Origin of the sequence: Legionella sp. W05-934-2 (genome assembly GCF_964199965.1) — a bacterium.
Taxonomy (GTDB): domain Bacteria; phylum Pseudomonadota; class Gammaproteobacteria; order Legionellales; family Legionellaceae; genus JAFIFT01.
The window spans coordinates 62,796-82,233 of sequence record NZ_CAXMZT010000002.1 but is presented as its reverse complement, the minus strand read 5'-3'; the positions used below and the strand labels follow the sequence as shown (position 1 = coordinate 82,233).

Here is a 19,438-nt window from a genome sequence, read left to right as displayed (position 1 = left end):
ATGGGATAAGGAATTAATGCAGTTATTCAGAGGGTTTCAACATCAACACTTTCAGGATAATCCCATTGCTGCAACCATTGGCAATTTTGATGGCGTTCATCTTGGCCATCAAGCATTAATTCAAGCATTGAAATTACAGGCAGCGAAACACCTTCTACCCACGGCGGTTATATTGTTTGAACCCCAACCCGCTGAATATTTTCAGCGAGAACAGGCTCCTGCTCGATTATATTCGCTCCGAGAAAAACTGCGTCAGCTTGCTCAGCTAGGTATTGATTATGCAATCTGCTTGAAGTTTGATAAAAAGATGGCGCTGACACCGGCAGACGATTTTGCAAAGCGTATTTTGTTTAACACATTAAATATTAAATACCTTTTAACGGGCGAAGATTTTCGATTCGGATATCAGCGTCAGGGAAATTATGAAACACTCCAACGACAAGCAAAGCTCTGCCATGCAGAGGTTGACTGTTTTAATAATTTTACCGTTGAAAAAAATCGGGTTAGCTCAACTAATATTCGACAAGCCTTGGAACGAGGCGATTTTGAATCGGCTGAACGGTTGCTTGGTAGGACTTATGCGATATCAGGACGCGTCATGCATGGTGATAAACGAGGACGAAAGTGGGGAATACCCACAGCGAATATTAAATTAAGCCATAACCGAATGCCGATTCAAGGCGTGTTTGATGTTTGGGTGATGCGTTCGAATGGACAAGCTCATGCTGGGGTGGCGAACATCGGCAACCGGCCTACCGTTGATGGAACTACCTTTTTTTTGGAAGTGCACCTTCATCATTTTGAACAGTCGCTGTATGGCGAACGGTTGCGAGTTGTTTTTTTACACAAACGGCGAGATGAGATAAAATTTGCTAATGTTGATGACTTAATTCGCCAAATCCATCAAGATATACAAGAAAGTGAAGCCTATTTTGCCAAACCTAACAACTTTGATAGATGAAGAGTAATATGCAATGACAGATTATAAATCCACGCTTAACCTCCCCACAACTGAGTTTCCCATGAAGGCAAGTCTTAGTCAGCGGGAACCGCAACGATTAGAAGATTGGGATACGTCTGGGCTTTACCAAGCGATGAGCAAAGAGCAAGCCCAAAAGCCATTATATGTTTTGCATGATGGCCCTCCCTATGCAAATGGCCATCTCCATTGTGGTCATGCGTTAAATAAAATTTTAAAAGATATCACCGTTAAATCAAAGGTAATGAGCGGTTATCGTGCGCCATTTGTGCCAGGCTGGGATTGTCATGGTCTGCCAATTGAGTTAAATGTGGAAAAGAAGGTAGGAAAAGCGGGACATAAACTATCTGTCAGTGAGTTTCGCGAAAAATGCCGTGAATATGCCTCCAGTCAAATTGATATACAACGCAATGAATTTAAAAGGCTTGGTGTGTTTGGTGATTGGAATCATCCGTATCTGACTATGGATTTCCGCTATGAAGCGGATATCTTACGATCGTTAGCACAGATCATTGCAAATGGTCATTTACATCAAGGATTCAAGCCAGTTCATTGGTGTATAGAATGTGGCTCTGCGCTTGCTGAAGCGGAAGTTGAATACGATGATAAGCAATCACCGTCGATCGATGTTGCTTTTATCGCCGTTGATGCTAACGAAGCTTTGAAACGGTTTGGCGATACTTCACCGACAAAACCAGTGGTTATTCCCATTTGGACCACCACGCCTTGGACCCTGCCTGCGAACGAAGCTGTTTGTGTTCATCCCAAACTAGACTATGTTTTGGTTGATACGAAGCAATGTTATTTCGTTGTCTGTGCTGATTTATGTGATGACGTAATGGCTCGATATGGCATTGAGTCGTTTGAAAAAGTTGCTGTCTGCCAAGGTAACGTTTTGGAATCTATGTCACTCAAGCATCCATTGTTTGATAAAAAAGTGCCAGTTTTGTTAGGCGAACATGTGACGACTGAATCCGGAACCGGCTGTGTCCATACTGCCCCTGCACATGGCCCAGACGATTATGCTGTCGCAGTACAATACAACATTGAGATTCATAACCCGATCATGCAAAATGGTTGTTTTGTGGAATCGCTCCCCCTTTTTGGTGGTCTACACATCAATAAAGCACAACAGCCCATCTTGGAGCGTTTGCAGCATGAGGAAGTTTTATTAAGTCATCAATCGATTTTACATAGCTATCCTCATTGTTGGCGTCATAAAACCCCAACTATCTTCCTAGCAACGCCTCAGTGGTTTATTTCCATGGATAAAAATGGCTTGAGGGAGCAAATTTTAGCTGAAATTAATCGGGTCCAATGGTTACCCGAATGGGGCAAAGAGCGAATGGCAAAAATGGTTGAGAATAGACCTGATTGGTGTATATCGCGCCAAAGATCATGGGGAACCCCCATGCCATTGTTCATTCATCGTGAAACCAGAGAACTTCATCCCCAAACTGTTAATTTAATCGAAAAAGTCGCCCAAAAAGTTGAAACTAATGGGATAGATGCATGGTTTGATTTAAATCCCGAAGAATTATTGGGGAAAGACGCAAGTGAATACGAAAAAATGACCGATACCTTGGATGTTTGGTTTGATTCGGGTGTGTCCCATTATACCGTGTTAAAGCAACGCCAAGAGTTGGGATACCCCGCAGATGTGTATCTAGAGGGGTCGGATCAATATCGTGGTTGGTTTAATTCGTCGTTAACCACTGCTGTTGCTATCAATGGTTCAGCACCTTATAAAACCGTCGTAACTCATGGCTTTACTGTCGATGCGGATGGAAAGAAACTGTCGAAATCGAAGGGAAATTATGTCGCGTTAGACACGCTGGTCGCAGACTATGGTGCGGACATCTTGCGTTTATGGGTTTGTTCAGCTGACTTTCAACAAGAAGTTAGCATATCAGATGAAATCATGCGACGTATCAGCGACACCTACCGGCGCATCCGCAACACGGCTCGTTTTCTACTAGCAAACCTGTTTGATTTCGATCCTCAGAAAGATGCTTTACCCGCGGAACAACTCGTCGCGCTCGATGCATGGGCAATTAAGCGCGCTCAACAAATTCAAGCGGAAGTAATCGATGCCTACGATACGTTTGACTATCATGTCATCTATCAAAAAGTCCATCATTTCTGCTCCATCGATATGGGTAGCTTTTATTTAGATATCATTAAAGATAGACAATACACCTTACCCAAAAACAGTGCGGCCCGGCGATCTTGTCAAACGGCAATGTATCATATTGCTCATGCCTTGACTCGCTGGTTGGCACCCGTACTTTCCTTTACCGCGGAAGAGATATGGCAGTACATCCCTGGCGTTAAAAACGACTCGGTGTTCTTAAATGAATGGTATGACGCTTTCCCAGATGTTGCTTCGATCGACATGGCATTTTGGTCAACATTGCAACCGATACGCGATGAAGTGAATCGAGCGCTTGAAATGAAACGAAAAGAAGGTGTGATTGGTTCAGGGTTAGTGGCTAATGTGACCTTGTATGCTGGGGAGGGTATTCGTTCGATGCTGGAATCCTTAGAAGACGAACTGCGGTTTTTACTTATCACTTCCAACGCTAAGATTCGAGCCTTCAAAGAAGCGCCAAACCATAGCTTTCAAGCAGAAAACTTGGAATTAGCCATTGTCGTTGATGCCTCAGAAGACCCTAAGTGCACACGTTGCTGGCACAGACAACCCGATGTTGGGAGTCATGCGGATCATCCTGATTTGTGTCATCGTTGTGTCAACAACATTACCGGCATTGATGAAATAAGGTCTTTTGTATGAGTCGATGGCAACCGTTGCTAGTGTTGTTCCTGGTCATCTTCTTTGATCAACTCACTAAGTATTGGGCGTTAACCAGTTTAACACCCTACAATTCTGTGCCTGTCATACCCATGTTAAGTTGGATGCTTGCTTTCAATACGGGCGCGGCTTTTAGCTTTCTAAGTGGTGCTGGCGATTGGCACCGATGGTTTTTTACTGGCTTTAGCCTCACCATGTGTACTGTCTTGTTTATATGGATGTGGCGGACAGCCCTCAAGGCGAGATGGCAAGCAATGAGCTTGGCGATGATTATTGGCGGTGCTTTTAGTAATGTGATTGATCGATTTATTCATGGTGCCGTGGTCGATTTCATCCTCGTTTATTACAAAAACTACCATTGGCCGGTGTTTAATATAGCGGACAGTGCAATTTGTATTGGCGCTTTTTTGTTATTTTTTACATTAAAGTAATACAGGAATGCGTTCAAAATCTGCCAGTTAATTCACGCGTTAGCGACATTCTCATATTTGTTAAGAGACAACTTGGTTTTCAGTCATTGCTTTTAAGTGTTCATTTTCAGGATTGCAAATGCTAACCGAGATGACAGATGGGATTGCCAGGTATTGTTCTGCTATATCCCAATCAATATCAGCCGGTATTTGCTTTAATTCAGGAAGGTAATGCGATAACGTTTGACAAAAGGATAAAGAAGCTGGCAAAGGGCGAACTTTTTTGCAGCCCAACGCAAAGATTTGCATGGCTTCTGACACGGTCGCTACACCTGGCAAATAATCAATGGAATAAATCGAAGCGGTTTGCACAAGTGAGGGTAAAAAGCCGGGACTGGTGACAAAATCAACTTGAGCAAGGTAGCTATCTTCAAGCTGTTGCGTCGTGATAACCAAGCCTGCACCCAAAATGATGTCCCCAAATTTTTCTTTGATTGCTTTTAGCCGGCTCATGTCATGGCTTTGCACCTCAATACGACGAAACCCTGCTTGTAACGCATGTTCAATGCGACTTTCTAATAAGTCATCTGCCACCAGGCTTACGATTATTGATTCGTTACTATACAAATTGGTCGTCATAAAGCGATCTCTTTGGTTAATCTATATCATTAATATAACCAAGACGCTTAAAAAAGCAAGTTACTTAGTTATTGATTATAGCAATTGGCATATATCCATGATTAATGCCATAGTAGCATTCTTATCATGGAAAGCAAACCTCTTGTGCAAAATATGACTATGAATTAAGGTAGTAGATAGTATCCCTAGTGAAGTTGATTAAATGGAGATGATCAATGGACGATCAGATTTTTAATCCTACTCATGTTGAAAATGCTAAGTGGGTTGAAAAGTTAATTAAAACCTACCCCCATGAAACTTACTTTATGGCATCAAAACCCTACCAAGTTGAAAAGGATGGCAAGCCTATCAACTTAATTCCAACCCATAGTCTTATTAAAGCTATCCGACTAGTCAACGATGTTAAACAGCCCCTTTCTGGGAGTGATAAATACTTTGTTTTGGATAACTGGATACTAGCAAAGGGGGCGTTTGGTGAAGTAAAAAATATCAGTGTTCGATGGCAAATTAAGAACGAAGCGTTTGATTATAAAACTAAAACAACGCGCATTGCGAAAACTACCTATGAAGATGACTCGATGATGTCGTCATCCATAGAGCCATCATTAATGCCAACATCAAATGGCCCCATTCAGCGGATGAGTATTGGTGAAGCCGCCGATGAATTTAATCTGTTGGCGAAAATTCCTTATTTCAAAATCAAATATGATTTGATTGATAGCCATCATGCGTTTACCACGATCATGGCTAAAGTCGGTTTTGAAAGCTTGAAAAAATGGATAAAAATGTGGCGTGCGTATCCTTCAATCATGACGACGAATCAAGCGTTAGGTCTGGCTATAGCCATATTGGATATGGTGGATGAGTTTCATCATCAATATGGCATTGTCCATACGGATATTAAACCAGCAAACATACGATTAGAACTTGTCAAAGGTCAATTAAAACCCAAGTTAATTGATCTAGGTCTTGCTTATCGTATTGATATGCCGGTATATGGAAAAAGAGGCCATTTTGGCTACCTCGATCCCTATAATATCAATGATCAAGACGAATTAGTCGATGAAAAGTCTGATCAATATTCAACGATGATTTCCGTTATGGAGCTATTTGGTTTCAATACGAAGCATATACCGAGCCATTACCCATCCTATATTTATTATCCTAAAATCGATTATTGCCCCTTATTTTTAGATCAATCCGATTTAAAGGTTGAGCATCGTGATAAGTTGATAAAGGTTATTGAAGAGGCAACGATAGCTCACAGGAACCGGCGTGGTAATTTTGAAAGCGTTCGTGATGCATTTCGAGACGTTTTAATGGAACGTTTAGGCAAAACGACTTTCCACAATGATCTACTAAGTAAATACCGGGAGTCGTTGGAACATGATTTCAAAACAACGAAGTATAAATCAGCATCCTTTTTAGATGAGTTTTTTCGAAATTATGAAGCGGCCATTGCATTGGATGAATTAATAACAGCTGGCTCCTTGGATAAAGTTATGCCAATTCCCCTCAAAGATGTGGTCCAAATTGCCTTTCATAATAAGCAGAGCAGTGGTGATTTGTTTTTGGAGATTCAAGGTACTGTGTTATCAATCTTAAATCGCATGTCGATAAAAACGATTTGGCCTGATTCATTGGTGAATTATTATCGTGCCACAGTGGCATTATCAGAAGAACCGATGTTAATTAATGCAAATTCTTTGTCAATGATAGCTAAGAGAATAGCCAATATCCGAGAACTAGAAGACGTATTAGTCAGTGCGGTAGACTTACCGGAAAAGCCGAGCCTTACCAATTTATCATTATTTGCTAACGCTGATGGATTGCCGCCTCAACAAAGTATTCTATCCGCCGAGATAGACAAAATAGGTGATTGCGCGATATAATCTGCCAAATTATTTGTCATATAGATGTTTATGAATCACAATGTCGGATTTGTCAGCCTCGGCTGTCCTAAAGCACTGGTTGACTCGGAAAGAATCATTACCCAGCTCAAAGCGCAAGGATATCAATTATCCAATTCCTATCAAGATGCCGGGGTTGTTGTCATTAACACCTGTGGTTTTATAGATTCGGCAGTGCAAGAGTCACTGGACACGATTAAAGAGGCCATGGCTGAGAATGGGCGTGTGATCGTAACGGGTTGTTTAGGTGCCAAGGCAGACATCATTAAGCAGGCTTGTCCCGATGTCTTACATATTTCAGGGGCACATGCGTATGAAGAGGTTGTGCGAGCGGTCCACCGACACTTACCCCCACCAACGGATCCGTTTACCCAATTAATTCCCCCTCAAGGGATAAAGTTAACGCCAAGACACTATGCCTACTTAAAAATATCCGAAGGTTGTAATCAAAAATGCACTTTTTGCATTATTCCTACCATGCGAGGAAAATTGCAAAGCTACCCTATCGAGCAGGTGCTTTCGGAAGCGAAACGATTAAAGAACGCAGGCGTTAAAGAGATTTTGGTTATTTCCCAAGATACTAGTGCCTATGGTGTGGATACAAAGTACGTTGAAAAGACGTGGCAAAATAAACCAATCAAAACGCGATTTTATGATTTATGCGAACAATTAGGCGAGCTTGGTCTTTGGGTACGATTACATTATGTCTATCCCTATCCTCACGTCGATGACATTATCCCTTTGATGCGTGATGGCAAAATCCTCCCTTATTTAGATATTCCTTTACAACATTCCCATCCAAGAATTTTAAAAGCGATGAAGCGGCCCGCCAATCAAGAAAATACGCTCAATCGAATTCAGTCATGGCGAGCGATATGTCCAGAAATCACCATCCGCTCAACGTTTATTGTGGGGTTTCCTGGGGAAACGGAAGAAGAGTTTGAGCATTTATTAGCATTCTTGCAACAAGCACAGCTTGACCGAGTGGGGTGCTTTCAATATTCCCCCGTTGAAGGTGCCAAAGCGAACGAATTGGCAAACCCAGTGGAAGAATCAGTTAAAGAAGCCCGTTATCATCGCTTTATGCAAGTACAAGCTGACATTAGTTTTAAGAAAATGCAGCAAAAGATAGGCAATCAATTAACGGTGTTAGTGGATGAAATCCAACCCGACAAAGTCGTTGCCCGAAGTCAGGCAGACGCACCTGAAATTGACGGGTTAGTCTACCTTCCCCTCAACGCTTCTGTTGCAGTAGGGGACATGGTTGACGTTATCATTGAAGATAATGATGAATATGATTTATACGCTGACTATGCTTCATTGAGCGACTGATTGTAAATGCTGGGATAATGATTCTTCGGATTGCTCGCCAATCAATCGGTGCTCGATGAGTTCATGACCTTGCTTGTCCAGGAAGATAAACGTCGGTGGCGCGATGACTTGAAAGTATTTCAACATCGCCTTCTGCTCGTCGTTAAGCCGGGTAACATCGGCCTTAATAACGACATAGTCACTTAGTGCTTTCTCAATAGCCCCTTTATTGAGTACCCCTTTTTCCATGGCTTTGCAAGATGCACACCAATCGGCATAAAAATCGATAAACACGGGTTTGCCATGGGCTTTTTCAATGGCTTCAGTCAGTGCTAATTGGCTATAAACAACGTGACGATTGTTATGTATATTGGATGAGGCTTTTGGGGCGGCGAGCTTTGTCAGTGGCTTCATCGGATCGTCTGCGCCCATGGATGCGCCAATAAGTATCAGAAAACCATACATAAACAGTAAGATGCCTAACGTTTGAAACGAGCGCTTGCCACGTTGCTGGTTTGGGAGGATGCCACCCACATAGAGGCCTGAAAAGATCAATAAAGCAGCCCAGAGTAACATAGTCATGAACTCAGATAGAATTCGACTTGATAGGTAGATAGCTAGGGCTAATAACAAAATGCCAAAAAACGATTTAACTAGGTTCATCCATTGACCTGCTTTAGGCAGGTATCGCCCGGCTGCTGTGCCAATGATTAACAGCGGGGTGCCCATGCCAAGCCCTAGGAAAAACAGCGCTAGGCTTGCAAACACAACCTTGCCGGTTTGCGCGATATAGCCCAATGCACCAAGAAGCGGTGCGGTGACACAGGGGGATAATATGAGCGTCGATAAGCAGCCCATTATCGCAGCGCCAAGATAATGCCCCCCTTGCTGGCGTCTTTGAACATTCGCAAGCTTCGCTTGCCAGCTTGGGGGTAACGTCAGATCGTAAAAGCCAAACATGGCCAAGGCAAGCAAGACAAAAACTAAGCTAAATAAGGTAATAGCCCAGTTGGATTGCATAATCAATTGTAGATTAGATCCTAGCAGAGCGACCAAAGCCCCAACAAGTGCATAGGTCAAGGCCATGCTTAGGACATAACTTAGCGAAACTAAAAACGCTCGTCGCATGGTCACAGTCTGACCTTGCCCAACGATGATGCTTGATAGCACAGGAATCATTGGCAGGACGCAGGGCGTCAATGATAAGAGAAGTCCAAAACCAAAAAATAGCAATAGCACGGTAAACGGATGACGTTCAGTAAAGAGTTTTTCGACCGCTTTATCTTGCGAAATAAGAAGAATCGCTTTATCAATCTTGTTCGTGATTGGATTTATCAATTGGCTATGAATGAGTTGCCGATTCTCATTAAAAGCTAGATTGACCATATGGTGCTGTGGCGGATAACAAAAGCCCTCATCTGAGCAGCCTTGGTAATTGACTTGTAGTTGAGCGATACCCTGTGTAGTTGCTTGGATGATCACAGGAAGGTTAATGATTTGGCGATAAATCGCAATTTTTTTACCCTGAGCATCTCGTTTCAATTCGCTTTTTGGGTAATGTGTATTTTGGATGGTGAAACGCTCTGGACTCGATTCTTTTAGCGTGAGGCGATTTTTATAGATAAAATAACCCGGTTTAATATGAAACGTCACCCGTATCGTGTTTGGGCTTTGTACTTGTGTTGATAAGGAGAATGCTTCTTCAGCGGGAAGAGGTGAGGCGATGGTATTGATTGATAGAATAGACATCAATAGGAATAGTAGAATCTTGGGCATATCGATTATAATTTGAGCTAAAAAAATAAAGACCATCCTTATTGTATCGATTCAAAGATAAAAAACAAATTTTTTTGTAAAATCTTCCTTGAAAAATTCGTAAATGTCCATATATGTTTGTCATCCTGTTTCATAGATTGAAACATGACCCTATAGCGGTTTATCCCGCTTGATAAAAATAGAGTTTAAATTAACCAGGAGAAAACGAGTATGAAAATTCGTCCTTTACACGATCGTGTTGTCGTTCGTCGGTTGGAAGAAGAACGTAAAACAGCTGGTGGCATCGTTATTCCCGATAGTGCTACTGAGAAACCCATGCGAGGTCAAATAGTTGCTGTTGGTGTTGGCAAGTATCTTGATAATGGTGACGTTCGTGCTTTAGCAGTTAAAGTAGGGGATGTTGTTCTGTTTGGGAAATATTCTGGCACTGAAGTCAAAATTGATGGTGAAGAGCTCGTTGTCATGAAAGAAGATGACATCATGGGTGTAATTGAAAAATAATTGAATGAGTTAATCAGGAGATAGTAATGGCTAAAGAATTAATATTTGGCGACAATGCCCGCCAACAAATGATCGCCGGCGTCAATGCATTAGCAGATGCAGTTCAAGTAACGATGGGTCCTCGCGGACGTAATGTTGTATTAGAGCGTTCTTTCGGTGCACCAACTGTCACAAAAGACGGTGTTTCGGTTGCTAAAGAAATTGAATTTGAACACCACTTTAAAAACATGGGTGCTCAAATGGTTAAAGAAGTGGCTTCTAAAACCTCTGATACAGCAGGTGATGGTACGACCACTGCAACTGTATTGGCACGAGCAATTCTGACAGAGGGTCACAAAGCGGTTGCTGCTGGTATGAACCCGATGGATTTGAAGCGCGGAATTGATAAAGCGGTTGCTGCCGTCACTGAAAAATTACAATCCATGTCTAAGCCATGCCGTGACAGCAAAGCAATTGCCCAAGTTGGTACGGTGTCTGCCAATGCTGATACGATCGTTGGTCAGCTAATTGCCGATGCAATGGAAAAAGTTGGTAAAGAAGGCGTTATCACGGTTGAAGAAGGTAATAGCTTAGAGAATGAACTTTCTGTCGTAGAAGGGATGCAGTTTGATCGTGGCTACATTTCTCCATACTTCATCAACAATCAACAAAATATGAGTGCTGAACTAGATAGCCCATACATTCTGTTAGTTGATAAGAAAATTACTAACATTCGTGAAATGTTAGGCGTTCTTGAAGCCGTCGCAAAATCAGGTCGTCCTTTACTGATCATTGCCGAAGATGTTGAAGGCGAAGCGTTAGCAACTTTAGTTGTGAATAACATGCGTGGGATTGTTAAAGTTTGCGCTGTTAAAGCACCTGGTTTCGGTGATCGTCGTAAGGCAATGTTGCAAGATATTGCTATTTTGACCAACGGCCAAGTTATTTCCGAGGAAATTGGCAAGAGTTTAGAAGGTGCTTCCTTAGAAGATTTAGGTGCTGCTAAGCGTGTGGTTGTTACAAAAGAAAACACGACTATCATTGATGGTGAAGGCAAAGCGACAGAAATCGAAGGACGCGTTAAACAAATTCGTGCTCAAATGGAAGAAACGTCTTCTGACTACGATCGTGAAAAACTTCAAGAGCGTGTTGCTAAATTAGCTGGCGGTGTTGCTGTCATTAAAGTAGGTGCTGCGACTGAAGTTGAAATGAAAGAGAAGAAAGCGCGCGTTGAAGATGCGTTGCATGCAACTCGTGCAGCTGTTGAAGAAGGTATCGTTGCCGGTGGTGGCGTGGCTCTAATTCGTGCACAAGTAGCGCTTGATAAGATTAAAGGTGAGAATGCTGATCAAGATATGGGAATCAGCTTATTGCGTCGTGCAATCGAGTCACCATTGCGCCAAATTGTTAGCAACGCTGGCTATGAAAGCTCTGTGATTGTAAACAAAGTACGTGAAGGCAAAGGTAACTTTGGTTTTAATGCGGCTACTGGTGAGTACGGTGATATGGTTGAGCTAGGTATTCTTGACCCAACGAAAGTCACTCGCACAGCATTACAAAATGCGGCATCGATTGCTAGCCTTATGTTAACCACAGAGTGCATGGTTGCTGATTTACCTAAGAAAGAAGACAGTGCTGCTGGCGATATGGGCGGCATGGGTGGTATGGGCGGCATGGGCGGCATGGGCATGATGTAAGTCCAAGCTGAGTCATACTGCTTTTGGTAGCCAAATTGGGCTACCTCCTAAAAAGCCCGCTTTCTGCGGGCTTTTTTTATGGGTATCTCAAGCACAATGAGTTCCACATCGAAATCATGCCTTCGATTCAGCAACCCCTCATCCGCCCTTTGAGCACCTTGCCCTCATGTCTGGGATAAAGAAAATTGAAGGAAGTTTATTAGTGAGCATACCCGCTTGAAATTAATAAATAAGTTCGGTAGAATCTGTTTGCCTTGATAGGGTTCAAGGTTAAGCGTCAGTATTAACGACGCTTTTAAGTCCAATCAATGATATAAAGGAGTTAGTATGAAGTCGATTCTTCTATCTGGAATGGTTGTTATTTCACTCGTATCAACCAATGTGTTGGCAGCAGCCAAGACACCGCCAGCAACCCAGGTTAAAACCCAGACGCCACACACCATAAACCTCAATAAAGCAGAAGCAAAAGAGATACAAAAAGCTTATAAAGGCTTAGGGTTGCGGCGAGCGCGTGCTATTGTCGCTTATCGAAGTGAACATGGGCCATTTAAGTCAGTGGCTGATATAGCACAAGTGAAGCAGCTCGGCAAAGCCTACACGAAGCATAATCTAACAAAGTTAGAAAAAATATTTACTGTGAGTGAGTAGGGGCTTTTGCAGACCGGGCTATTGGCCCGGTCAAACGTCATTGCATCCAGTTTTGTAAGGCTTCGATTATTTTTTTCGCTTGATCTTCACTGGAAATATTAAACTTTGATTTTTGCCAATATTCGCCGTTTCTCTTTTGATATCGACGTATGGAGTACTTAACGGGACCATATTCGCCTTTAGCGTTATCCCAGTCTTGGTAACGAAACATCACCGTAGCCCAGGCACCTTTTGATAATATTACTTTATCTAATTCTTTGGTTGTTTCAATACCATTTTCTTCATAAGTTACGGTTAAATCATCAACATGTTCATTCATAGAAAGCATTCCAATCAAAAAAGTTCGAGATTACTCGAAAACAGGGGTGCAAATCAACAAAACTCTGCATGGAAATCAAAAATACCTATTTAACTGATAAAAATGGTTTCCTCGACATCTTGCGTATTTCTGATTATGGCCTATGTTTGACATGTTCGGAATGGCGTAATAACGCTATCTATCAAGATCCATCATTGATTTCGATTAATTTTCCGCCTTGAAACTTCAGTTGAAGAGGTGGTTGATATTGTCCGAATTGATATATCCAGGTCTCAGGTTTTTTGATGCCAGGTAATGGTTTACGTATAAAGGTATTATTCATATTGCTGGGGTTGCCACAAGCGGTGTACACCATGCTAACAGGGTCCCCTACAGAAAAACTGCCACCATCACAAATTGAGTTGGCATTCACACTGCCACCATCCATTTGGATATCGACAATTTTATTATCCATCACGCTAACAACCAAACTGGTGCCATGATTATTACCCGTTGGAATTTGCCAAACACCATAAAATGCTTTTGATCCACCCGCTTGATTATAGATTAATTGCTGGACAGGCACTTTTTCAGTTGCTGCGCTTTGGCTTTGTTGTTTGCTTAACGGCTGCCCGCAAGAAGCGGCGACTTGGTCTTCCGACATACCAACCGATATTGTCTGATTTTTACCGGGGCAAAAATAATTGGTGCCAGCGAAACCTATAGATAGGTTGATGGCTAATAAGCCACTAATTAATAGGAAATATTTCATCGTCGTTTCCTGGATTCCCGCAATTAATATAATTATAGACGCAAGGCTACGTAAAATGCGAATTATATTAGGCGAACCGGTAATGAAGCAGAAATGAAAATACTCATTAATTGCAGCAGAAGTAGTATAACTAACGGTGAAAAATCAAAGCCTGACATACTTGGTAGTATGTAGCGACCAAGCTTGAGCAACGGTTCTGTAAATAAAACTAAGATATCTTGGACTGGATGATGCCAATCTGGGCGCACCCAACTCATAACTGCACGAATTAAAATAGCAAAAAACAGTAAATTAAGCGGCATAATCACCAAATCGGCGACGATGAGAATCAATAGATAATGGAAAGGAAGCGCTCGATAAAAGAGAATATCGCCGATGATGTATTTGATAATGACAATGATTAGTAGTGTGATGACCACATTGTAGGGAAGGATGGGACGATTTTTTTCTAAATCAAAGACCTTTTTACTGAGATTAACGAGTGGATTGGTTAAGTTATTAACTAGTTGACTAATTTGATGAAACGGACTCACTTTAAAATAATATAAACCGATGCGGATGAGTAGCGCATAGCTAATAATCGCAAAAACGAGTGAATATAGGTATAGGATAACAGTTAAAATTGCATTCATTGAGCACTCTCACTTAGTTGTTTCGCCTTATTGCAGGAAGCTGCCATGGCCTCAGCTATGATTGTGTTTAAATGATTCATTTCCATGACCTTTAATGCTTCTGCCGTTGCACCACCAGGTGATGTTACCTGTTGCCTTAATGTTTCAAGGGGGAGCTGGCTTTTTTGGCTGAGTTTAAGGGCACCAAGCATGGTTTGTTCAGCATATTCTCTCGCATGCGCTTTATCAATACCTAATTTTTGTGCTCCTTCGATCAGGCATTCAAGGAGATAAAAAATGTAGGCAGGCCCACTACCAGATAAGCCTGTGTAGGCATCAATTAATTCTTCAGTCTCCAGCCAAACATAGATGCCACTATGAGAGAAAATGTTATCCACCTTGTTTTTATTTTCATGAGAGCAGTAAGCATTGGCCACGAGTTGGGTTGCTCCATAGCCTACTGAAATAGGGGTGTTGGGCATTGCTCGGATGATTGGCTGGTGTTTGGGGGCTAGTCTGGATAATTGGTCCAGTGTAACCCCCGCTGCAATCGATAATAAAACACTGTTTTTTGAAAGAGCTAGTGATGGCAGGACTGATTTAATGAGTTGCGGTTTGACTGCTAAGACCACCACATCCATCATCTCAATAACGGCATTATTGTCGTTATGTGTATAAATTCCATCCGACTGGCGTCCTTCCCTTAAGCTCGGTGAACAAGCATGGACGGCCAAAAGGTCGGTGCTATTTAAACCATGAGCAATAGCTTTAGCCATATTACCAAAACCGATAAAGCAGATATTCATTCTCTCGCTCCAAAAATTGCTTCCCCAACTCGTACAATGGTACTACCTGCCCTAATTGCCGCTGTTAAGTCGGAAGACATCCCCATTGACAACGTATCTAACGGACATCCAAGTTGATTGGATAAATCCTGCTTCAGATTGGTCAAGCGTCTAAAACTTAGAAATTGTGCTTCACTGCTAGTTTGTGGTTTAGGTATCGCCATCAACCCTCTCAGAGATAGATTTTCCATAGTTTTAATCTGGGTCGCTAATGGTAAACAATCGGTTATCGAAACGCCAGATTTAGACGATTCATTATCCAGATTGACTTGAATACAAATATTCAATGGTGGCATATTATGAGGACGGCATTGGTTTAATAGCTTAGCGACTTTGATTCTATCTACCGTGTGAACCCAGGAAAAATGTTGGGCAATATAGGCGGACTTTTTACTTTGGATGGACCCAATAAAATGCCACTCAATGGCTAAGTCCGCTAATTGGTTCATTTTATCTAAGGCTTCTTGAACATAATTTTCACCAAACGCGCGTTGCCCCGCTTGGTAGGCCTCTCGGATGGCGGAAGCAGGTTTTGTTTTACTGACGGCTAGCAACATCACTTCATTAGGCGAACGATGACTGGCCAAGAGCGCTCGTTTAATTTGTTCGTTTACAAAGGCTAAGTTGTGAACAATTGTTGCCATAACTTTTTGATAAATCTTAAAAGAACCTACTATAATATACAAATAAACAATTCTAACAAGAGTAAAGGGACTTAAAAACCATGAATATTACAGAGCTCTTGGCCTTCTCAGTCAAAAATGGATCCTCGGATTTACATTTATCAGCGGGATTGCCACCCATGATTCGGGTGGATGGGGATTTAAGAAAAATTAATGTTCCAAAATTAGAACATAAAGACGTGATGAAAATCATCCATGATATCATGAATGATAAGCAACGCCGCGAATTTGAAGAGCATTTGGAGACGGACTTTTCTTTTGAAATCGAGCACTTAGCCCGATTCAGGGTCAATGCTTTTACCCACAATCGTGGGGCAGGTGCTGTGTTTCGTACCATTCCCTCTGAAATTTTATCCATGGAAAAATTAAATTTACCGCCAATTTTCAAAGACATTGCTGAGTTTCCAAAGGGATTGGTATTAGTAACGGGGCCAACTGGTTCGGGTAAAAGTACCACACTGGCAGCTGTTATCGATTATATTAATCGATCACGCTATGATCATATTCTGACCGTCGAAGATCCCATTGAATTCGTGCATGAATCAAAAAAATGTTTAGTTAACCAACGTGAAGTCCATCGCGATACACATAGTTTTAATGCAGCACTACGATCTGCCTTGCGGGAAGACCCCGATATTATTTTGGTGGGTGAGTTGCGTGATTTGGAAACAATCCGTTTGGCAATGACCGCGGCAGAAACGGGACATTTAGTATTTGGAACGTTGCACACTAACTCTGCTACGAAAACAATTAACCGGATCATCGACGTGTTTCCAGGAGATGAAAAGCCGATGATTCGCTCGATGTTATCTGAGTCATTGATGGCAGTAATTGCGCAAACTCTTCTCAAGAGGAAAGGGGGAGGACGGGTAGCGGCACTCGAGATTATGCGTTGTAACTCGGCAATTCGTAACCTGATTCGGGAAGATAAAATTGCTCAAATGTTTTCTGCGATACAAACGGGACAAGCACAAGGTATGCAGACGTTAGATCAGCATTTAACACAACTGGTTCATGACGACTCCATTGCGAAAGAAATAGCCCGCGTGGTGGCGATTGATAAAAGTTTATTTCAGTAGCCAATTTGCTAGTTGTTTTCACAAACGCCTCGATGGCAATTCACTTTATAGTATTTATTCAGTAGAATAAACCTTCATGATAAATTGGTGGGAATTGGGGTAGTTATGGCATCAGTGGAATACACAATCAATTTGGCAAAACTTGGCTTGCATGATATTGATCAAGTAGGTGGTAAAAACGCATCACTCGGTGAAATGATTTGCCATCTTTCTCAAGTTGGCGTTCGTGTTCCTGGTGGATTTGCAACAACAGCAACGGCCTTTCGCCAATTCATTAGCCAAAATGGGCTCGAACAAGAAATAAACGAGCTTCTTAGCTCGCTGAATATTGATGATGTCAAAGCACTCGCTGAATGTGGTCAGAAAATAAGACAAAAGATAATCAACACCCCCCTTGAGCCAGCATTTGAAAAAGCTGTCCGCGAAGCATACAAAAATATGGTAAACGAAATTGGTTCTGATGATTTCTCTGTCGCTGTTCGTTCGTCTGCAACAGCAGAAGACTTACCCGATGCTTCTTTTGCAGGGCAACAAGAGACTGTATTAAATGTCAGAGGCATCGATAATATTTTAGCAAATATCAAGCTGGTTTTTGCCTCTTTATACAATGACAGAGCCATTGCTTATCGCGCTCATCATAACTTCGCTCACCATGAAGTGGCGTTATCGGTTGGGGTGCAGCAAATGGTTCGTAGTGATATGGGCACGTCGGGCGTGTTATTTACGATGGATACTGAATCAGGGTTTGATCAGGTTGTTTTTATCACTGCGTCCTATGGTTTAGGGGAAATGGTTGTGCAAGGCGCTGTTAATCCGGATGAATTCTACTTGTTCAAGCCAAATCTTGCCGCGGGACGCCCTGCACTCGTTCGCCGCACATTAGGGACGAAGCAGCAAAAAATGGTTTATGCTGATTCAAGCAGTGATTCGCTTGTAAAAATTGTGCCTGTGGAGGCTTTGGAACAACATCTATTTTGCATAACGGAAGAAGAGGCTACGTTACTGGCTAAACAGGCCATGTTAATCGAAAAGCACTATCAACGGCCGATGGATATTGAGTGGGCAAAAGACGGCATAACAGGAGATTTATATATTTTGCAGGCAAGACCTGAAACTGTGAAAAGTCGCGAAAATAAGCAACAAATTGAGCGGTATCAACTGAATGTTTCGGGTAAGGTGTTGGTTGAAGGAAGAAGTATTGGGCAACGAATTGGGCAAGGAACGGCAAAAATCATAAAGGATGTCAGTGAAATTGATCGTGTTCAACCAGGTGATGTGTTAATTTCGGATATGACTGATCCCGATTGGGAACCCGTGATGAAACGAGCGGCTGCAATTGTCACTAATCGTGGGGGACGCACTTGCCATGCAGCAATTATTGCACGGGAACTCGGTATACCTGCTGTTGTTGGATGCGGTGATGCCACGGATCTGATTGAAGATGGCCAGCCTGTTACTGTTTCTTGTGCACAAGGTGACGATGGTTATGTTTATGAAGGCCTGCTCGACTATGACAAATTGACCATTGATGTCGGAAAAATGCCTGATTTACCGATAAAAATCATGTTAAATGTAGGTAACCCTGAGCGTGCGTTTGCATTTCAGTCAATTCCCAATGCAGGTGTTGGTTTAGCTCGACTTGAATTTTTAATCTCAAACACTATCGGCATTCATCCAAAAGCATTGCTGCAATTTGATACGTTAGAAGATGCTGATTTAAAAGAAACAATTAAACAGAAAACCATGGCGTACCATTCACCCGTGGATTATTACGTGCAACGCCTAAAAGAGGGCATTGCGACAATTGCTTGTGCGTTTTATCCAAAACCCGTCATCGTTCGCCTATCGGATTTTAAATCCAATGAATATGCCAATCTAATCGGAGGGCCCTTATTTGAGCCCGTAGAAGAAAATCCGATGTTAGGATTCCGAGGTGCGTCTCGCTATGTTTCTTCACAATTTGCTGATTGTTTTGCTTTAGAGTGCCAGGCGGTAAAATTGGCCCGAGAAGTGATGGGGCTGACAAATATTCAAGTGATGATCCCATTTGTACGCACTGTTGATGAAGCGGCCGCCGTCATTAAAGTTCTTTCTGAAAATGGTTTGGTTCGCGGTGAAAATGACTTGAAAGTTGTCATGATGTGTGAATTGCCGTCGAATTCGTTGCTCGCAAAGGAATTCTTACACTATTTTGATGGGTTTTCCATTGGTTCAAATGACTTAACTCAGCTAACTTTAGGGCTCGATAGAGATTCAAGTTTAGTTGCACAACAATTTGATGAGAGAAATCCTGCTGTCAAAGCATTGCTGCATCAAGCCATTTCTACCTGCCGAAGTTTAAATAAATACGTTGGCATTTGTGGCCAAGGTCCATCGGATCACAAGGATTTCGCTTTCTGGCTTATGGATGAGGGTATCGACTCTGTTTCGTTAAATCCTGATTCAGTGGTTGATACAGCGCTCTTTTTAGCAAAAGGTAAATAAGCGT

17 protein-coding genes are annotated in these 19,438 nt (G+C 42.1%); 10 read left to right on the top strand and 7 right to left on the bottom strand.

Annotated elements, in window-relative coordinates:
• Nucleotides 1-16 precede the first annotated feature (16 nt).
• From ribF to lspA, 3 genes are read left to right on the top strand one after another with little or no spacing between them, the layout of a single operon-like run.
• Entirely contained in the window at nucleotides 17-961 is a 945-nt protein-coding gene (gene ribF / locus AB3348_RS02315; RefSeq protein ID WP_367605944.1) for a bifunctional riboflavin kinase/FAD synthetase, read from the top strand.
• Nucleotides 962-974: 13 nt separating this feature from the next.
• Nucleotides 975-3,773: an isoleucine--tRNA ligase gene (ileS, locus tag AB3348_RS02310; RefSeq protein WP_367605943.1), complete on the top strand. Its 2,799-nt coding sequence runs from the start codon at nucleotides 975-977 to the stop codon at nucleotides 3,771-3,773.
• Nucleotides 3,770-4,222 (top strand): signal peptidase II, encoded by a 453-nt coding sequence (lspA, locus tag AB3348_RS02305; RefSeq protein WP_367605942.1) that lies wholly within the window; start codon nucleotides 3,770-3,772, stop codon nucleotides 4,220-4,222. Before ileS ends, lspA begins: the two co-directional genes overlap by 4 nt.
• Nucleotides 4,223-4,282: 60 nt before the next feature.
• Here lspA and AB3348_RS02300 read toward each other — a convergent pair whose 3' ends face one another.
• Nucleotides 4,283-4,840, bottom strand: coding sequence for a bifunctional 4-hydroxy-2-oxoglutarate aldolase/2-dehydro-3-deoxy-phosphogluconate aldolase (locus AB3348_RS02300; RefSeq protein ID WP_367605941.1), 558 nt, complete (start codon nucleotides 4,838-4,840; stop codon nucleotides 4,283-4,285).
• 215 nt (nucleotides 4,841-5,055) lie between these two features.
• On the opposite strand from AB3348_RS02300, the gene AB3348_RS02295 reads away from it, so the two are divergent.
• Complete coding sequence (locus AB3348_RS02295) at nucleotides 5,056-6,732, top strand: hypothetical protein (protein WP_367605940.1); 1,677 nt, start codon at nucleotides 5,056-5,058, stop codon at nucleotides 6,730-6,732.
• 30 nt (nucleotides 6,733-6,762) lie between these two features.
• Nucleotides 6,763-8,082: a 30S ribosomal protein S12 methylthiotransferase RimO gene (rimO, locus tag AB3348_RS02290; RefSeq protein ID WP_367605939.1), complete on the top strand. Its 1,320-nt coding sequence runs from the start codon at nucleotides 6,763-6,765 to the stop codon at nucleotides 8,080-8,082.
• Here the strand turns inward: rimO and dsbD are convergent.
• Nucleotides 8,068-9,837, bottom strand: a complete 1,770-nt coding sequence (gene dsbD, locus AB3348_RS02285) for a protein-disulfide reductase DsbD (RefSeq protein ID WP_367605938.1) — start codon at nucleotides 9,835-9,837, stop codon at nucleotides 8,068-8,070. The two genes, rimO and dsbD, sit on opposite strands and share 15 nt — an antisense overlap.
• A gap of 210 nt (nucleotides 9,838-10,047) precedes the next feature.
• Between dsbD and groES the strand changes: the two genes are divergently transcribed.
• The 3 genes from groES (at nucleotide 10,048) to AB3348_RS02270 (ending at nucleotide 12,662) form a co-directional block, all read left to right on the top strand.
• The gene (gene groES / locus AB3348_RS02280) at nucleotides 10,048-10,338 is read left to right on the top strand and encodes a co-chaperone GroES (RefSeq protein ID WP_367605937.1); all 291 of its coding nucleotides are present in this window, start codon (nucleotides 10,048-10,050) and stop codon (nucleotides 10,336-10,338) included.
• Between the two features lie 26 nt (nucleotides 10,339-10,364).
• Complete coding sequence (gene groL / locus AB3348_RS02275) at nucleotides 10,365-12,014, top strand: chaperonin GroEL (protein WP_367605936.1); 1,650 nt, start codon at nucleotides 10,365-10,367, stop codon at nucleotides 12,012-12,014.
• Between the two features lie 327 nt (nucleotides 12,015-12,341).
• Nucleotides 12,342-12,662 carry a ComEA family DNA-binding protein gene (locus AB3348_RS02270; RefSeq protein ID WP_367605935.1) on the top strand — a complete coding sequence of 107 codons (321 nt, stop codon included), beginning with the start codon at nucleotides 12,342-12,344 and terminating at the stop codon, nucleotides 12,660-12,662.
• A 37-nt stretch (nucleotides 12,663-12,699) separates the two neighbouring features.
• On the opposite strand, the gene AB3348_RS02265 is transcribed toward AB3348_RS02270, so the two are convergent.
• The 5 genes from AB3348_RS02265 to AB3348_RS02245 all read right to left on the bottom strand — a co-directional run bounded on the left by AB3348_RS02265 (nucleotide 12,700) and on the right by AB3348_RS02245 (nucleotide 15,832).
• Nucleotides 12,700-12,981 (bottom strand): hypothetical protein, encoded by a 282-nt coding sequence (locus tag AB3348_RS02265; RefSeq protein WP_367605934.1) that lies wholly within the window; start codon nucleotides 12,979-12,981, stop codon nucleotides 12,700-12,702.
• Between the two features lie 181 nt (nucleotides 12,982-13,162).
• A complete protein-coding gene (locus AB3348_RS02260) occupies nucleotides 13,163-13,732 on the bottom strand; it encodes a DUF2845 domain-containing protein (RefSeq protein WP_367605933.1) in 570 nt (189 codons plus the stop codon).
• Nucleotides 13,733-13,794: 62 nt separating this feature from the next.
• Nucleotides 13,795-14,364 (bottom strand): YggT family protein, encoded by a 570-nt coding sequence (locus AB3348_RS02255; RefSeq protein ID WP_367605932.1) that lies wholly within the window; start codon nucleotides 14,362-14,364, stop codon nucleotides 13,795-13,797.
• The gene (gene proC / locus AB3348_RS02250; RefSeq protein ID WP_367605931.1) at nucleotides 14,361-15,149 is read right to left on the bottom strand and encodes a pyrroline-5-carboxylate reductase; all 789 of its coding nucleotides are present in this window, start codon (nucleotides 15,147-15,149) and stop codon (nucleotides 14,361-14,363) included. The genes AB3348_RS02255 and proC overlap by 4 nt, the downstream gene beginning before the upstream one ends.
• Complete coding sequence (locus tag AB3348_RS02245) at nucleotides 15,146-15,832, bottom strand: YggS family pyridoxal phosphate-dependent enzyme (RefSeq protein ID WP_367605930.1); 687 nt, start codon at nucleotides 15,830-15,832, stop codon at nucleotides 15,146-15,148. The genes proC and AB3348_RS02245 overlap by 4 nt, the downstream gene beginning before the upstream one ends.
• A gap of 80 nt (nucleotides 15,833-15,912) precedes the next feature.
• On the opposite strand from AB3348_RS02245, the gene AB3348_RS02240 reads away from it, so the two are divergent.
• Nucleotides 15,913-16,950 (top strand): type IV pilus twitching motility protein PilT, encoded by a 1,038-nt coding sequence (locus AB3348_RS02240; protein WP_367605929.1) that lies wholly within the window; start codon nucleotides 15,913-15,915, stop codon nucleotides 16,948-16,950.
• Nucleotides 16,951-17,055: 105 nt separating this feature from the next.
• Nucleotides 17,056-19,434: a phosphoenolpyruvate synthase gene (ppsA, locus tag AB3348_RS02235; protein WP_367605928.1), complete on the top strand. Its 2,379-nt coding sequence runs from the start codon at nucleotides 17,056-17,058 to the stop codon at nucleotides 19,432-19,434.
• Nucleotides 19,435-19,438: the final 4 nt, after the last annotated feature.

Excerpts from the sequence above, each read along its gene's own strand:
- ribF (WP_367605944.1), top strand. The coding sequence starts at position 17 with ATGCAGTTATTCAGAGGGTTTCAACATCAACACTTTCAGGATAATCCC.
- ileS (WP_367605943.1), top strand. The coding sequence starts at position 975 with ATGACAGATTATAAATCCACGCTTAACCTCCCCACAACTGAGTTTCCC.
- lspA (WP_367605942.1), top strand. The coding sequence starts at position 3,770 with ATGAGTCGATGGCAACCGTTGCTAGTGTTGTTCCTGGTCATCTTCTTT.
- AB3348_RS02300 (WP_367605941.1), bottom strand. The coding sequence starts at position 4,840 with ATGACGACCAATTTGTATAGTAACGAATCAATAATCGTAAGCCTGGTG.
- AB3348_RS02295 (WP_367605940.1), top strand. The coding sequence starts at position 5,056 with ATGGACGATCAGATTTTTAATCCTACTCATGTTGAAAATGCTAAGTGG.
- rimO (WP_367605939.1), top strand. The coding sequence starts at position 6,763 with ATGAATCACAATGTCGGATTTGTCAGCCTCGGCTGTCCTAAAGCACTG.
- dsbD (WP_367605938.1), bottom strand. The coding sequence starts at position 9,837 with ATGCCCAAGATTCTACTATTCCTATTGATGTCTATTCTATCAATCAAT.
- groES (WP_367605937.1), top strand. The coding sequence starts at position 10,048 with ATGAAAATTCGTCCTTTACACGATCGTGTTGTCGTTCGTCGGTTGGAA.
- groL (WP_367605936.1), top strand. The coding sequence starts at position 10,365 with ATGGCTAAAGAATTAATATTTGGCGACAATGCCCGCCAACAAATGATC.
- AB3348_RS02270 (WP_367605935.1), top strand. The coding sequence starts at position 12,342 with ATGAAGTCGATTCTTCTATCTGGAATGGTTGTTATTTCACTCGTATCA.
- AB3348_RS02265 (WP_367605934.1), bottom strand. The coding sequence starts at position 12,981 with ATGAATGAACATGTTGATGATTTAACCGTAACTTATGAAGAAAATGGT.
- AB3348_RS02260 (WP_367605933.1), bottom strand. The coding sequence starts at position 13,732 with ATGAAATATTTCCTATTAATTAGTGGCTTATTAGCCATCAACCTATCT.
- AB3348_RS02255 (WP_367605932.1), bottom strand. The coding sequence starts at position 14,364 with ATGAATGCAATTTTAACTGTTATCCTATACCTATATTCACTCGTTTTT.
- proC (WP_367605931.1), bottom strand. The coding sequence starts at position 15,149 with ATGAATATCTGCTTTATCGGTTTTGGTAATATGGCTAAAGCTATTGCT.
- AB3348_RS02245 (WP_367605930.1), bottom strand. The coding sequence starts at position 15,832 with ATGGCAACAATTGTTCACAACTTAGCCTTTGTAAACGAACAAATTAAA.
- AB3348_RS02240 (WP_367605929.1), top strand. The coding sequence starts at position 15,913 with ATGAATATTACAGAGCTCTTGGCCTTCTCAGTCAAAAATGGATCCTCG.
- ppsA (WP_367605928.1), top strand. The coding sequence starts at position 17,056 with ATGGCATCAGTGGAATACACAATCAATTTGGCAAAACTTGGCTTGCAT.